This is a genomic window from Rhodococcus sp. JG-3, from assembly GCF_000482405.1.
Lineage (GTDB): Bacteria > Actinomycetota > Actinomycetes > Mycobacteriales > Mycobacteriaceae > Rhodococcoides > Rhodococcoides fascians.
In genome coordinates this window covers 4716296-4731823 of the sequence record NZ_KI519398.1, presented here as the reverse complement: position 1 = coordinate 4731823, position 15528 = coordinate 4716296, and the positions used below count along the sequence as shown (strand labels likewise).

General features: G+C 64.3%; 13 protein-coding genes. 11 read left to right on the top strand and 2 right to left on the bottom strand.

Annotated elements, in window-relative coordinates:
* The first annotated feature begins 311 nt into the window (after positions 1-311).
* Together K414_RS29795 and K414_RS0123565 are read left to right on the top strand one after the other, a co-directional pair.
* Complete coding sequence (locus tag K414_RS29795) at positions 312-1715, top strand: ice-binding family protein (RefSeq protein WP_027498175.1); 1404 nt, start codon at positions 312-314, stop codon at positions 1713-1715.
* A 7-nt stretch (positions 1716-1722) separates the two neighbouring features.
* On the top strand, positions 1723-2394 hold the full coding sequence (locus tag K414_RS0123565) for a class F sortase (RefSeq protein ID WP_202595082.1): 672 nt from the start codon (positions 1723-1725) through the stop codon (positions 2392-2394).
* Positions 2395-2635: 241 nt separating this feature from the next.
* On the opposite strand, the gene K414_RS0123560 is transcribed toward K414_RS0123565, so the two are convergent.
* Positions 2636-3034 carry an ASCH domain-containing protein gene (locus K414_RS0123560; protein WP_027498173.1) on the bottom strand — a complete coding sequence of 133 codons (399 nt, stop codon included), beginning with the start codon at positions 3032-3034 and terminating at the stop codon, positions 2636-2638.
* A gap of 7 nt (positions 3035-3041) precedes the next feature.
* The gene (locus K414_RS0123555) at positions 3042-4115 is read right to left on the bottom strand and encodes an endonuclease/exonuclease/phosphatase family protein (protein WP_027498172.1); all 1074 of its coding nucleotides are present in this window, start codon (positions 4113-4115) and stop codon (positions 3042-3044) included.
* 94 nt (positions 4116-4209) lie between these two features.
* Between K414_RS0123555 and K414_RS0123550 the strand changes: the two genes are divergently transcribed.
* The 9 genes from K414_RS0123550 to K414_RS0123510 are packed head-to-tail and all read left to right on the top strand — an operon-like array spanning position 4210 to position 15457.
* Complete coding sequence (locus K414_RS0123550; protein WP_027498171.1) at positions 4210-5022, top strand: TIGR03084 family metal-binding protein; 813 nt, start codon at positions 4210-4212, stop codon at positions 5020-5022.
* Positions 5019-6713 (top strand): acyclic terpene utilization AtuA family protein, encoded by a 1695-nt coding sequence (locus tag K414_RS0123545; protein WP_027498170.1) that lies wholly within the window; start codon positions 5019-5021, stop codon positions 6711-6713. Before K414_RS0123550 ends, K414_RS0123545 begins: the two co-directional genes overlap by 4 nt.
* Positions 6710-7858 carry an acyl-CoA dehydrogenase family protein gene (locus tag K414_RS0123540; RefSeq protein WP_027498169.1) on the top strand — a complete coding sequence of 383 codons (1149 nt, stop codon included), beginning with the start codon at positions 6710-6712 and terminating at the stop codon, positions 7856-7858. Before K414_RS0123545 ends, K414_RS0123540 begins: the two co-directional genes overlap by 4 nt.
* Positions 7855-9453, top strand: a complete 1599-nt coding sequence (locus tag K414_RS0123535; RefSeq protein WP_027498168.1) for a carboxyl transferase domain-containing protein — start codon at positions 7855-7857, stop codon at positions 9451-9453. Before K414_RS0123540 ends, K414_RS0123535 begins: the two co-directional genes overlap by 4 nt.
* 7 nt (positions 9454-9460) lie before the next feature.
* Complete coding sequence (locus K414_RS0123530) at positions 9461-11437, top strand: biotin carboxylase N-terminal domain-containing protein (RefSeq protein ID WP_027498167.1); 1977 nt, start codon at positions 9461-9463, stop codon at positions 11435-11437.
* Entirely contained in the window at positions 11434-12594 is a 1161-nt protein-coding gene (locus K414_RS0123525) for an acyl-CoA dehydrogenase family protein (RefSeq protein WP_027498166.1), read from the top strand. Before K414_RS0123530 ends, K414_RS0123525 begins: the two co-directional genes overlap by 4 nt.
* The gene (locus tag K414_RS0123520) at positions 12594-13346 is read left to right on the top strand and encodes an enoyl-CoA hydratase family protein (protein WP_027498165.1); all 753 of its coding nucleotides are present in this window, start codon (positions 12594-12596) and stop codon (positions 13344-13346) included. The genes K414_RS0123525 and K414_RS0123520 overlap by 1 nt, the downstream gene beginning before the upstream one ends.
* A 25-nt stretch (positions 13347-13371) precedes the next feature.
* Positions 13372-13995 (top strand): TetR/AcrR family transcriptional regulator, encoded by a 624-nt coding sequence (locus K414_RS0123515; RefSeq protein WP_027498164.1) that lies wholly within the window; start codon positions 13372-13374, stop codon positions 13993-13995.
* A gap of 46 nt (positions 13996-14041) precedes the next feature.
* Positions 14042-15457, top strand: a complete 1416-nt coding sequence (locus K414_RS0123510) for a guanine deaminase (RefSeq protein WP_027498163.1) — start codon at positions 14042-14044, stop codon at positions 15455-15457.
* Positions 15458-15528: the final 71 nt, after the last annotated feature.

Genomic DNA, 15528 nt, shown 5'->3' with positions numbered 1-15528 from the left:
TGACCCTCGACCCTACACATGGTGTGCTGTAGGCCTACACCGTAGAGATACGGGGAAACTCGCTGTTGCGGAGTGGGCCACGAGCCTCCGCCCCCTCTACTCATGTCGCGCAGTTGAACAGCCAGCCGGCGACGCCATCGAAGTACGGATACCGCGAGACCTCGGCGCCCCTGGATCGTTCCAGTGACCATCGTCGATCGTCGTGGTACTTCTGCAGACATCATCGAATCTCGTCGGGGGAATCGATATCCCTAAAGCGTTGTGCGGCAACAAGCCTCGCACGCATCCCCTCGAACAGATCGGTACACACCATGTACTCTCCGCAACATCGTCCTGCGCAGTCCAGATCCCGACGCAAGGGCTCGGCGTTGATTCCCCTCGTCGGTACCGTCGCACTGGCCACCAGCGCACTCATGCTGGTCAACGCCTCTTCGGCCGACGCTCAATCACCTGCTGTCGCCGTCCCCACCGTCGGTCTCGGTGCCGCAGATCCGTACGCAATTCTTGCCGGCTCCACCGTGACCGACGCGGGTGGATCTGTGATCAACGGCTCCGTGGGTGTGAGCCCAGGTGACGGGAACCCTTCGAGCGTCAGCGGACTGCTGCAGGGCCAAGTGACCAACGGCGTCATAGATGACAAGAACGAACGAGCACTGAATGCGAAAGCTGCTCTGCAGGTTGCATATACCGACGCTGCCAACAGATCGGGTCCTGAACTGGTCCCGGTCGAGCTGGGCGGCACCACTCGGTACGCCGGTTTGTACAAGGGCGACACACTCGGACTGACCGGATCTCTGCCTCTGACGCTCGATGCGCAAGGCAATTCCGCTGCGGTCTTCATCTTCCAAGCTGGATCCACTCTCATCACGGGGTCGAACAGCAGTGTCTCGCTGATCAACGGGGCCAGCCCGTGCAACGTGTTCTGGCAGGTGGGAAGCTCGGCCACTCTCGGCACCGGCACCGATTTCGTCGGCACGGTCATGGCGCAGGCGTCGATCACCGCGACGACGGATGCCGATGTGCGGGGACGGCTCTTGGCTCTGACCGGCGCAGTCACCCTCGACTCGAACACAATCAGCAATGCGGAGTGTGGGATCACCGAACCTCCGGTGACGACGACGCCGCCGGTCACGACCACGACGCCTCCGGTCACGACCACCACACCGCCGGCACCCACGACAACGACACCGGCACCCACGACAACGACGACCGCCCCGGGTGGCGGCGGCGGTACACCGGGTGATGGTGGCGGTACGCCGCCGATCGTCATCGAAGTACCCCCGATTCCGGGTCTGCCGCCGATCCCCGGCATCACGCTTCCGCCGATTCCGGGTATCCCGAACGTGCCGGACAACCCGAACACGCCGGATCAGCCGAACACTCCGGACCAGCCGCGCACTCCCGATCAGCCGAACACCCCGGACCAGCCTCGGACTCCGGACCAGCCCAACACCCCGGACCAGCCGCGCACTCCGGATCAGCCGCGCACTCCGGATCAGCCGCGCACTCCGGATCAGCCGCGCACTCCGGATCAGCCGGGTACATACAACCCCGGTGGCCAGATCACCCAGATTCCCAACGGTGGAGTCGAAACGGGCGATGGCAGCACCAGCGTGCGGCCGACCGCGGCGTCGATGACGTCGATGTGGGCTGTGCTGTTGGTACTCGCTGCAGGCGGGGTCTCCGCCTTGGCGCTCAGCCGTCGTCGACGCTGAGCAACACGTGAACACTGAGATCGATACTGCTGCAGAAGTTTCCCGCACTGTGACCCGTCGCCGGGTTGCAGTGCGGGCTGCGGCAGCAGCCTGCCTGATGGTGGTGGCCCTCGTGTCGGGGTGTGCGACACCCGTCGATGAACCCGCTCCGACTCGAACGTCAGCGGCGACATCGGCTGACGTTGTTGCTCAACCCAATTCGGTCCCTGCCCAGAGCGGTGGTTCGGCCGATGGTGTCGCATCTCCGCCCGAACGTATCGAGATCGACGCGATCGGTGTCGATTCCGATGTGATGGACCTCGGGTTGAATCCCGATGGAGCAATGGAGGTCCCGCCGGGCGGTTTTCCCGCAGGCTGGTACACCGGATCGCCGATCCCGGGTCAGCTGGGACCGTCGATCGTTGCCGGCCACGTGGATTGGGCCGGTAGTCCAGGTGTCTTCTACCGACTCCGCGAACTGGAGCAGGGAGACGATGTGTCCGTCACTGCCGAGGATGGAAGTACGGTCCGGTTCGTCGTCAGCGCTGTGGAGCAGTATCCGAAGGATGCTTTCCCCACCCAGAAGGTGTACGGCGATCTCGACCACCCAGGGTTGCGTCTGATCACATGCGGTGGCCAATTCGATTCGGATGTCGCCAGTTACGAGGACAACATCGTCGTCTACGCGGATCGGGTCTGACGCTCTACCTTCCTAGCCCGGCTCGAGTTCGAGGTCGATGAAACTACCTGCCGTTCCGCGCCTTGGGGTCTGCGGTAGACGGTCGGAAGGTGCCCGTGATTTGCGAGCTGCGTAGTTGCAGGCACGGTGACGGCAGTGGTGCCGGCATTGGAGACCCAGAATTCGACGCCATCAGCAAGCATGACCGGAGTCCACAGGCCCATGGTCTTCAGGCTGTGGTAATAGCGGCACAGGCAGACCTTCATGTCAGCTCGAATCGCTCCAGCACCACCTGAGTGTCGTCGTTCACCGTGAAATTCGGATCACCCAGCTCCTCGCGGACTTCGACGGACTGCCAGAATCTTTCGTGTCCGGCACGCCACTGCGCCACATCGGCGTATCCCTCACCCTCGTCGAGCGCATGCTGCAGCGGAACATCGCTCAGCGCAACGACATCGACGGCCGTGGTCTCGATGACCCCGACCACGGCACCCGCCGAATTCACCACCGCACCGCGTTCGCCGACCCTCGGCAGCTCCTCGTCGGTGTACTGAGCCAACAGGCTTGCCGTGCTGGTCTTCGCGCCGGACAGCACGGCCGCAACCAGCGTGTCCCGTAGTGGGCCCGGGTAGGCGAACTCGACAATCGGCAGATCGGTCACTCACGCATCATATTTCGAGGTCTACCCACACCAGTCTGTGGTCCGACGGGTGCTCGGCCTGATCGGGCCAATACACCTGCGAGTCGCGCACGGTCATATCGTCCGACGGCAGCACGTAGTCCACCCGAAGGTCACCCGGCGTCGGATCAGCGAAATCGGCTGTGTCCGTGCCATGTCCATCGGACGTGGGTGCCGGATCTCGAACCCGCGGAAGATCCAGAACCTGTGCGATGGCACCGGCCACGGAGTCGCCGTCGACCGGATCGCTGTTCTGGTCGCCCATCATCACGAACGACGCTCCCTCGTCGAGTCCGCCTCGCACGCCGTTGTCGTCGTAGAGGTAGTCGGCACCGGAAATGTAATCGGCGCTCAACCGGATCTCGTCGTGATTGCGCTTACCGTTACGGTCCTCGGGTCCGTCGAAGGATGGGGGAGTGGGATGCGAGGCCAACACGTGCAGCGTCTTCCCGTTCACGTCGACGGGCACGTCCCAATGAGACTTGCTGGACAGTCGAAGCGCGTCTGCGTTCTCTCCGTAATAGTCGCGCGGTAACAGCGAGTTCGGCATGTCCTTCCACAGAAAGTTCTGGAACGTGCGTACCGAACCGGTGTCGATCGGGAACTTCGAGTACACCACCATGCCGTACTGACCGGGAAACTGTCCGAATCCCCAGGCGTCACCGGGGCCACCGAGTGCGCCGTCCCCGTCCAGGTCGAGTCCCGAGTCGACGCCGGTGTTCACCGGAGCAGTGAAGAAGAACGGGTATTGCCCGTCCAGATAGTTCTCGTTGAAGAGGGTCGGGCCATCCGATCCCGAATAGTCGAACTCGTTGACCAGCAACACATCCGGAGAGTTCGCGGAGATCACGTCGGCCACTGCGCGAGCCTGGGCGTTCTCCGCGCTCAGGTCGGTGACCAACTGTCCGGCCGCGGACCGATTGAGACTGGCGTTGAACATCGCCACCCGGATGCTCGACGGTTCGTCGGGGGTCGGGTCTGCAGTAGACGGGTCCGTGGTGGAGCAGCCGGCAGCCATGAAGGCGAGGGTAACGGCGACGGCCACAAGTCTCGACGTTTTCACGTTTCCGACCGTAGAGACGGCAAGCGAACGTAAGGTTACGAATTAACAAGCAAGCGTGCTTGCTTTTTTCTCGTGCCTTTGTGAAGCTGGTCCCATGGCAGACCTCGACTCACTCGTCGGCGATCTCCGTGCCGAGGGTGACGACCTCGACGCGCTGGTGGCCGAGCTGGCACCCGAACGCTGGGCGGCACCTACTCCGGCGGCGGGCTGGACGATCGCACATCAGATTGCGCACCTGTCGTGGACGGATCACGTCGCGGAGCGAACCACTTCCGCAGCGTCCGGTGATGCCGCGGCCGAGGAGGAGTTCGCCCGCACGCTGAAAAAGGCCTGGGAGAACCCCACCGGGTTCGTCGACGACGCCGCCGAGGAGGAAGCGAGCAATCCGGAACTGTTGAGCGCCTGGCGAACCCGCCGCCACGCCATGACGGACGCGCTGAAGCAGGTCCCGTCGGGCGTCAAGATCCAGTGGTTCGGGCCGCCCATGAGTGCCGCGTCCATGGCCACCGCCCGTCTCATGGAGACGTGGGCCCACGGACAGGATGTCGCCGACGCGCTGGGCGTCACCCGCGTGCCGACCGACCGAATCCGCGGAGTCGCACACATCGGCGTCCGGACACGGGATTTCGCCTACGCCGTCAACGAGCAGACTCCGCCGGCGGAACCGTTCGGAATCGAGCTCACCGCACCCTCGGGCGAAGTGTGGACATGGGGCCCCGACGACGCAGAACAGCGTGTCACCGGATCTGCACTCGACTTCTGCCTTCTCGTCACTCAGCGCGCACACCGCGACGATCTGGACGTTCGAGCCGACGGGGCCGATGCCGCGCACTGGCTCACCATCGCCCAAGCCTTCGCAGGCCCTCCCGGACAGGGACGAGACAAGGCAGGACGCGAGAAAGCATGACCGTACGTATAGGCAACTGCTCCGGTTTCTACGGAGATCGACTGTCCGCGATGCGGGAGATGCTCGAAGGAGGAGACCTCGATTACCTCACCGGTGACTACCTCGCCGAGCTGACCATGCTCATCCTCGGACGCGACCGAATGAAGGACGCGACCCGTGGCTACGCCAAAACCTTTCTGCGGCAGGCCGAGGACTGTCTCGGACTGGCACTCGACAAGGGCGTGAAGATCGTCGCCAATGCCGGCGGACTGAATCCGCGTGGACTGGTCGAGGCGTTGGAGAAGCTGGATTCCGGCGCGAAGATCGGCTACGTGGACGGCGACGACCTCCTCGGCAGGGCAGGCGAACTCGGCCTCGGCAGCCCGCTGACGGCAAACGCCTACCTCGGTGCGTGGGGAATCGTGGAATGCCTGAACTCCGGTGCCGACGTCGTCGTGACCGGTCGCGTCACCGACGCCAGTGTCATCGTCGGCCCCGCCGCCGCTCACTTCGGCTGGTCGACAACCGATTACGACGCACTGGCCGGCGCAGTCATCGCGGGCCACGTCATCGAGTGCGGTACTCAAGCAACCGGCGGCAACTACTCGTTCTTCACCGAGATCGCCGACATGTCCCGTCCCGGATTCCCGATCGCCGAGATCGAAGCCGACGGATCCTCCGTCATCACCAAGCACGAGGGCACCGGCGGTGCCGTCAGCGTCGGTACCGTCACCGCGCAACTGCTGTACGAGATCACCGGGGGCCGATACGCGAACCCCGACGTAACCGCGCGCATCGACACGGCGGTCCTGGCGCAGGAGTCCAGCAACCGAGTATCGATCAGCGGGGTCACCGGAGAAGCGCCGCCGCCCACCTACAAGGTCTCGCTCAACGCGCTCGGCGGCTTCCGCAACGAATTCACGATGGTGTTGACCGGCCTGGACATCGAGGCCAAAGCCGAACTGGCGCAACGGCAGTTCGAGTCGTGGTTGCCCGCCCGACCGACCGAGTTGGACTGGACTCTGGTGCGTACCGACAAGCCCGACGCCGAGACCGAGGAAACCGCAAGCGCGTTGCTGCGCTGCGTCGCCCGCGACAGTAACCCCGACGCGGTGGGACGCCAGTTCTCGGCTGTGGCGGTCGAACTCGCACTTGCCAGCTACCCGGGCTTCTCGGTCACCGCACCGCCCGGAAACGGAGCCCCGTACGGGGTGTTCACCGCAGGTTTCGTCGACGCACACGACGTACCGCATACGGCCCACCTGGCCGACGGCACCGAACGCAGCATCGCACCCTCGGCGGAGACGCGAGTCCTGGAATCGCTGGTCGAACCGCAGCTGCCGGCACCGCGAGCCGCCGAGGACACCATCCGACTACCACTGGGCACCATCGCCGCGGCCCGTAGCGGAGACAAAGGTGGGAGCGCCAACGTCGGGGTCTGGGTGCGCACCGATGACGAATTCGCCTGGCTGGTGCACGCATTGACGGTCGAGACCCTGAAGAAGATGTTGCCCGAGGCCGAAAAACTCACTGTCACTCGGCATGTACTTCCCAACCTGCGGGCGGTGAACTTCGTCATCGACGGCATTCTCGGCCAGGGCGTTGCATCGCAGGCCAGATTCGATCCACAGGCCAAGGGGCTCGGTGAATGGCTGCGGTCGCGGCACATCGACATCCCCGAAACACTCGCTTACAAGGGAGCACTCGTATGAGCATCTGGACGACGCCGGAGCGTCAGCAGCTTCGCAAGACCGTTCGCAGTTTCGTGGAGCAGGACATCGCGCCGCACATGAATCGGTGGGAGACCGAGGGCGAGATTCCGCGTGAGCTGCACAAGAAGGCGGCCGCTCTCGGTTTGCTCGGCGCAGGGTTTCCCGAGGACGTCGGCGGCGACGGCGGTGATCTCGCGGACGCGGTGCTGATCTGTGAGGAGATGCACCAGGCCGGCGCGTCGGGCGGACTGTTCGCTTCTCTGTTCACCTGTGGAATTGCGTTGCCGCACTTGGTTGCCGCGAGAGATCCTGAGCAAATCGACAAGTGGGTACGGCCGACGCTGGCGGGGGAGAAGATCGGCTCGCTCGCGATCACCGAGCCGGGTGGCGGCTCCGACGTGGGTCATCTGCGGACCAAGGCGGTCAGAGACGGCGACCATTACGTCGTCAACGGGTCGAAGACCTACATCACCTCGGGGTGCCGTGCGGACTTCGTCGTCACCGCGGTCCGGACGGGAGGCGAGGGTGCAGCCGGAGTGTCGCTCCTCGTCGTCGAAAGGGGCACACCGGGCTTCGAGGTCACCAGCAAGCTGGACAAGATGGGCTGGCGCGCCTCCGATACCGCCGAACTCTCCTTCGTCGACGCACGGGTTCCGGTGGCCAACCTGGTCGGTGCCGAGAACAGTGGCTTCGTCCAGATCGCGCAGGCATTTCTCACCGAGCGTATCGCTCTCGCCGCTCAGGCCTACGCCAGCGCGCAGCGGTGCCTCGATCTGACGCTGCAGTGGGTTCGAGACCGGGAGACCTTCGGAAAGCCGCTCATCGCACGGCAATCCGTACAGAACACCGTCACCGAGATGGCGCGCAAGATCGACATCGCTCGCGTGTACACCCGCTCCCTCGTCGAGCGGTCCATGCAGGAGGACGGTGACTTCATCGCCGAGGTCTGCTTCGCCAAGAACACCGCCGTCGAGTCCGGGGAGTGGGTGGCCAATCAAGCCGTCCAACTCTTCGGCGGACTCGGGTACATGCGCGAGAGCGAGGTCGAACGGCAATACCGCGACATGCGCATCCTCGGTATCGGCGGCGGAACCACCGAGATTCTCACCGGCCTTGCCGCAAAACGATTGGGGTACCAGGCATGAGCGTGCTGAAGTCCACTCTCGACACCGCATCGGAGCAGTACACCGGTGCCACCGAAGCCATGCACACCAAACTGGCCGAGATCGACGCCGAACACGACAAGGCGTTGCTCGGTGGCGGTCAGAAGTACGTCGATCGACACAAGAAGCGTGGCAAGCTGCTCGCCCGTGAGCGCATCGAATTGTTGATCGACGAGGATTCCGCGTTCCTCGAACTGTGCCCACTTGCGGCGTGGGGCAGCGACTTTCCCGTCGGTGCCAGCACCGTCATGGGTATCGGTGTCGTGTGCGGGGTCGAATGTCTCATCGTGGCCAACGATCCCACGGTCCGCGGCGGGTCCAGCAACCCGTGGACCCTGAAGAAGGGGTTCCGCGGCAACGACATCGCCACCCAGAACCGACTGCCGGTGATCTCTCTCGTCGAGTCGGGCGGTGCCGACCTGCCCACGCAGAAAGAGGTGTTCATCCCCGGTGGGCGCATGTTCCGCGATCTGACGCAGCTCTCGGCGGCCGGTATTCCGACCATCGCCCTGGTGTTCGGCAACTCGACTGCGGGCGGTGCCTACGTTCCCGGCATGTCCGATCACGTCGTCATGATCAAGGAACGATCCAAGGTGTTCCTGGCCGGACCGCCCCTGGTGAAGATGGCCACCGGTGAGGATTCGGACGACGAGTCGCTCGGCGGAGCCGAGATGCACGCTCGAAAGTCGGGTCTCGCAGACTACTTCGCCGTCGACGAGCAGGACGCCATCCGTATCGGACGCAGCATCGTCTCCCGGTTGAACTGGAAGAAGAAGGGGCCCGAGCCACGCACCGAGGTCATCGAGCCACTCGCCGATCCCGAGGATCTGCTCGGCATCGTCCCCACCGATCTGAAGATCCCATTCGATCCCCGCGAGGTCATCGCCCGCATCGTCGACGGTTCCGACTTCGACGAGTTCAAGCCGATGTACGGCGGCTCGCTCGTCACCGGTTGGGCAGAGTTGCACGGCTACCCGATCGGCATCCTCGCCAACGCACGCGGCGTGCTGTTCAGCGAGGAATCGCAGAAGGCGACGCAGTTCATTCAGCTCGCCAACCGGTCGAACACGCCACTGCTGTTCCTGCACAACACCACCGGCTACATGGTCGGCAAGGAATACGAGGAAGGCGGCATGATCAAGCACGGATCGATGATGATCAACGCCGTCTCCAACTCGAAGGTGCCGCACATCTCGATCCTGCTCGGGGCGTCCTACGGAGCCGGCCATTACGGCATGTGCGGCCGCGCCTTCGATCCTCGCTTCCTCTTCGCCTGGCCGTCCAGCAAATCCGCCGTCATGGGTGGCGCACAGCTGGCCGGCGTCATCTCCATCGTCGGACGCGCCGCCGCAGAAGCTCGCGGTCAAGCGTTCGACGCGGAGGCCGATGCCGGACTGCGCGCGATGATCGAGAATCAGATCGAAGCCGAATCGTTGCCGATGTTCCTGTCCGGACGCCTCTACGACGACGGCGTCATCGATCCCCGTGACACCCGCACGGTAGTGGGAATGTGCCTGTCGGCCATCGCCTCTGCCCCGATCGAAGGCACCGCGAACTTCGGTGTCTTCCGGATGTGATGCCCGCATGCTGAACAAAGTCCTCGTGGCCAATCGCGGCGAAATCGCCCGACGCGTCTTCACCACCTGCCGCGCGGAGGGCATCGATACCGTCGCGGTCTTCTCCGACGCCGACGCGGCATCTCCCCATGTGCGTGAGGCGGACTCCGCTGTGCGTCTGCCTGGGCAGAGCCCGTCCGAGACTTACTTGCGCGGAGAATTGATCATCGCCGCCGCGGTGCAGGCCGGAGCCGACGCGGTCCATCCGGGATACGGATTCCTCTCCGAGAACGCCGAATTCGCCCGGCAAGTTCTCGACGCCGGGTTGACCTGGATCGGACCGCCCGTCAAGGCCATCGAATCGATGGGCTCGAAGGTCGAGTCCAAGAAGATGATGGCCGACGCCGGAGTGCCGGTGTTGACTCGACTCGATCCCGAGTCGGTCACCGAGAACGAGCTACCGGTACTGATCAAGGCCTCCGCGGGCGGCGGCGGTCGGGGGATGCGCATCGTCCGCAGTCTCGATGCACTGCAGTCGGAGCTTGAGGCAGCCGGACGAGAAGCCCTCTCGGCCTTCGGCGATGGAACGGTGTTCATCGAGCGGTACATCGAAACCGGGCGGCACATCGAAGTTCAGGTCATGGCCGATCGATTCGGCACGGTGTGGACGGTGGGCGAGCGTGAATGCTCGATCCAACGCAGGCACCAGAAGGTCGTCGAGGAAGCTCCGTCGCCGCTCGTCGAACGCATCGACGGCATGCGCGAGAAGCTTTTCGAAGCAGCCACACTGGCATCCGAGGCCATCGGCTACGAGGGTGCAGGGACCGTCGAATTCCTCGCCGACGAAAAGGGAAATTTCTTCTTCCTCGAGATGAACACCCGCCTGCAGGTGGAGCATCCGGTCACCGAATGCACGACGGGTCTGGATCTCGTTGCGCTGCAGATCCAGGTTGCGGCGGGGGAGCGGCTACCGGCCGAACAGCCCACGACACGGGGACACTCGATCGAGGTTCGGCTGTACGCCGAGGATCCGGCTCAGGACTGGCAGCCGCAGAGCGGTGCCGTGCACCGATTCGAAATCCCTGGTGCGCAGTTCGAGGTGTCGGACAAAGCTGGATACATCAGAGTCGATTCCGGCGTCGAGACGGGCAGTGTGGTGGGAACGCAGTACGACCCCATGCTCGCCAAGGTGATCTCCTTCGCCCCGACGCGGGACCGAGCGGCGACTCTGTTGGCGAAAGCACTGCAGAACGCCACCATTCACGGCCTGAAGACCAATCGCGATCTGCTGGTCAACATTCTGCGCCATCCGGCGTTCCTGGCGGGCGACACCGATACAGCCTTCTTCGACACGCACGGCCTCGATGTCCTGGCTCAGCCGTTTGCGCAGGGCCGGGCCGAGGAACTGTCGGCGCTCGCGGCTGCCTTGGCCGACGCGGCGAGCAACGTCTCGCGAGCTCGGGTGAACCGGGGTCTACCCGGCGGCTGGCGCAATCTCCGGTCGCAACCGCAGCGCAAGACGTACAACGACATCACCGTCGAATACTCGATCGGACGCAGCGGACTCACCTCCTCGGTGGAGGGTGTCGAACTGGTGGAGCACACACCGACCTCGGTGACGTTGGACGACAACGGTATTCGTCGTATCTTCGCAGTGAGCACCTACGGGTCCGACGTGTTCGTGGATTCTTCCCTGGGCCCCGTTCGATTGGCTCGGGCACCGAGGTTCACCGACCCCACCGACGAGGTGGCGGCCGGATCACTGCTCGCGCCGATGCCGGGCAGCGTCATCAGAATTGCTGCTGCGCAGGGAGATACCGTCACCGCGGGCCAGCCCATTCTGTGGCTGGAGGCGATGAAGATGGAGCACACCGTGACTGCACCCGCCGATGGTGTGCTCACCGAACTGAACGTGCAGCAGGGTCAGCAAGTCGAGGTAGGACAGGTCTTGGCAGTAGTCACCGACACGCCAGTCGTCACCGATAACGGAGTGGAGCAACCATGAGTTTCATCGAAACCGAAGAGCAGAAGGGTCTGCGCAACGCAGTCTCGTCACTGGGCAAGCGCTACAACTACATCGATTACGTGCTGCCCAAGGCGCGTAAAGGTGAGCCACTGACCGAACTGTGGAACGAGGCGGGCAAGCTCGGCTTCCTCGGGGTCAATCTGCCCGAGGAATACGGCGGCGGAGGCGCAGGCATCTACGAACTTGCGCTCGTGCAGGAGGAGTTGGCTGCGCACGGTGCCGGTCTACTGCTCGTCGTCGTCAGTCCGGCCATCTGCGGCACCATCATCGGCAAGTACGGCACGCCGGACCAGAAGCAGGAGTGGCTCACCGCCCTTGCCGACGGTTCCAAGATCATGGTGTTCGGCATCACCGAGCCCGACGCCGGATCCAACTCGCACCAGATCACCACCACGGCGCGTCGCGACGGTGACGAATGGATCTTGAAGGGCAACAAGATCTATATCTCGGGCGTGGATCAGGCCGACGCCGTATTGATCGTTGCCAGAACGGAAGACAGCAAGACCGGCAAGCTCAAGCCTGCCCTGTTCATCGTGCCCACCGACGCTCCGGGACTGCAGAAGACGCAGATGCAGATGGACATCGTCGAGCCCGATCATCAGTTCGTGCTGTTCCTCGACGACGTCCGGTTGCCTGCCGAGGCACTCGTCGGTGAGGCCGACGCTGCCCTGATGCAGTTGTTCGCCGGACTGAACCCCGAGCGCATTCTCGGTGCTGCGATGGCTGTCGGTATGGGTCGATACGCTCTGGACGCGGCGGTCAAATACGCCAACGAGCGGACGGTCTGGAAGACGCCGATCGGCGCTCACCAGGGCTTGGCGCACCCGTTGGCGCAGTGCAAGATCGAGCTGGAGTTGGCGAAATTGATGATGCAGAAGGCCGCGGTGCTCTACGACTCCGGCGACGATTTCGGTGCCGCCGAGGCCGCGAACATGGCGAAATACGCTGCTGCCGAGGCCAGTATCAAGGCACTCGATCAGGCGATCCAAACCCACGGTGGTGCCGGGTTGAGCAGTGAATACGGATTGGCTGCGATGCTCGGAGCCGCCCGTATCGCCCGCGTTGCTCCGGTGAGCCGGGAGATGATCCTGAACTTCGTGAGCCAGCACTCGCTCGGCCTGCCGAGAAGCTACTGATGGCCGTTCTCGTCGAGTCGGGCAAGGACACAGCGTATTTGACGTTGGATTCGCCGCAGAACCGAAACGCGCTGTCGTCGGTGTTGGTCGAGGAGCTGACAGCGGGCCTCATCGCTGCGGCGCACGACGACGACATCAGAACGATCGTGCTCGGTCACACCGGTACGACGTTCTGCGCCGGTGCAGATCTCCGGGAAGCCGGGGCGTCGCCGGAGCTCCGGACTCGGCAGATGCTGGATCTGATGCGGCTGATCATCGACACCCCGAAACCCGTCGTCGTACAGATCGATGGTCATGTGCGGGCAGGCGGGATGGGGCTCGTGGCGGCGTGCGACGTCGCCATTGCCGGACCGGAAAGCTCGTTCGCGCTGACCGAGGTTCGCCTCGGACTGGCGGCGTCGGTCATCTCCGTCGCCGTGCTGCCGCGATTGACCTCCCGGGCGGCGAGTCGATACTTCCTCACCGGGGAAACATTCGACGGTGCCACGGCCCAGGAGATCGGTCTGGTCACCGTGGCCGACGCCGTTCCCGCGGCCGCGGTGGCCGACTACATGATCATGTTCAGGAAGTGCTCGCCGCAGGGCTTGGCCGAGTCCAAACAGCTCACCACCGCCGCGATCCGACGCGAGATCGACGAGCGCGGAACGGCCGTCGCCGAGCAATCGGCCAGGTTGTTTGCATCGGAGGAAGCCCGAGAGGGGATGATGTCCTTTCTGGAGAAGAGGCCGCCGTCCTGGGCTGCCGAAAAGTAGGTCGAGAAGGAGCAGGGAGATGGTGATGGCGCGCGAACCCAAGCAGGATCGCAGCAGGGTGACGCGTCAGCGACTGCTCGAGGCGACGATCGACTCGCTCGCCGAGCAGGGCTGGAGCGCAACGACGGTCGGGGTCGTCGCCGAGCGCGCCGGCGTCTCTCGCGGTGCCACCCAACACCATTTCCCGACGCGTGAGGACCTCATCACCGGGGCACTCGAGTACATGTTCGACACTCGGATGGACCATGCTCGCCGCGAGGCACAGGAGATTCCGCCCGGACCCGGCCGAACGAAACTGGTGGTGGAGAGGCTCGTCGAGTACTACACGGGTCCGATGTTCAAAGCGGCGCTGCAGGTCTGGACGGCGGCGTCGGCCGATCCGGAACTGCGTGATCGGATCGTCCCACTCGAAGAGCGATTCGGTCGTCGAGCACACACGATGGCCGTCGAGAACCTCGGAGTCGACGACAACGATCCCGTCACCCACCGTCTGGTCCAGGCGACGCTCGACCTGGCGCGTGGGCTCGGTCTCGCGGACGTCCTGACCGACGACGCGCGTCGCCGCGTCGAAATCGTGCGAGCCTGGGCCGATGTGCTCGATGCCTCGCTGAACGCGCGGCTGTCCGCCGTAGGAGCGGTAGCGCACTAGACGCGCACGATCTGCAGTTCCGATCGACCTGTGCTTGAGTCGGCTCGTGACTTCCGATTCCGCACGCGTCCACCGTGGCCATATCTTTCACATCGCGGGCTCGCCCACGGTGCTCGAGGCCGCAACCGCGTTGGTGTCCATTCCCGACGGTGCCCTCGTGGTCGGCGGTGACGGCAGGATCGAGTACTGCGGCGAGTTCGATTCTCTACCAACGCACTACGCCCATTCGGATGTGTTCGATCATCGGCCCGGCTTCCTACTGCCTGGATTCGTCGACACGCACATCCACTTCCCACAGACCTATGCCGGCGATTCCTACGGCGGCGGGCAGTTGCTCGAATGGCTGAACACGTGCATCTTTCCGTCCGAGTCGCGCTTCGCCGATCCGGAGTTCGCGGCGGCCGCTGCGCGCGACTTCTGCGCAGCACGCATTCGCGCCGGGACGACGCAGGCCATGGTGTTCGGGTCGGCATTCCCGCACGCACAGGATTCTTTGTTCTCCGAGACGCTCGAGCACGGACTGCGCATCGTCAGTGGCCGCGGGATCCAGACCACCGGCCCCGCGTCGGCGCACGCACTGATCACAAGTGAGGACGAGGCGATCCGCCTGGTGTCCGAGGAGATAGAGAAGTGGCACGCCGCCGATACCGGCGACGTCGACACGGCGATGCTGCACGTCGCCGTCGTACCGCGTTTTTCACTGTCGGTAACGACGGACACGCTGAGGAACCTCGGCGAGCTCTACGACTCCGTACGCGGCAGAGGCGTCTACTTCCACACGCACCTCAACGAGAACAACCGACCGGGCACCGGCGAGATCGACGCCACCAAGGGTGCGTACCAGGTCGAGAGTTACCTGGACACCTACGACGGCAAGTTCCTGCCGGGCTCGCAAGTAGGCGGCAAGAGCCTGCTCGGTCGACGGTCGATCCTCGCGCACGCGGTGCACTGCGAGGACGCAGAACTGACGAGGTTGGCCGAGACGGGTACGTCCATCGCGCACTGTCCCACGTCGCAGCAGTTCCTGGGCTCGGGCACGATGCCCTGGAAGAGAACCGTCGCCGCCGGGGTCACCATCGCCATCGGGTCCGATTTCGGTGGCGGTGACGAGTGGCTACTACCGCAGGTGCTCGCCGACGCGTTCAAGGTGCACATCTCCGAACCGGGAGACGCAGGCCTGTCGCTGCATCCGGCCGAACTGTTGTTCACCGGAACGCTCGCCGGGGCACGTGCACTCGACATGGAGGAGCGCATCGGCAACTTCGACGTGGGGAAAGAGGCGGACTTCGTCGTCGTCGATCCCGACGCGTGGCCGCAGCTGGCCGCAGCCGTCGACCACGGCGTGCGGGCCGAGGACCCCGAGCTGGCCCGCGACCAGACCCTATTCGCCCTGCTGATGGCCATGCGAGAGCCGGCCATCGTGGGTGTGTACGTCCAAGGACGCGCTGTGCACGGCACATGACCGCTGCCCTGTTCGGTTGGTAGGTTCGGTGCGACGCGAACTGCAGCATCGGACCAGCACGCGAAGGACGG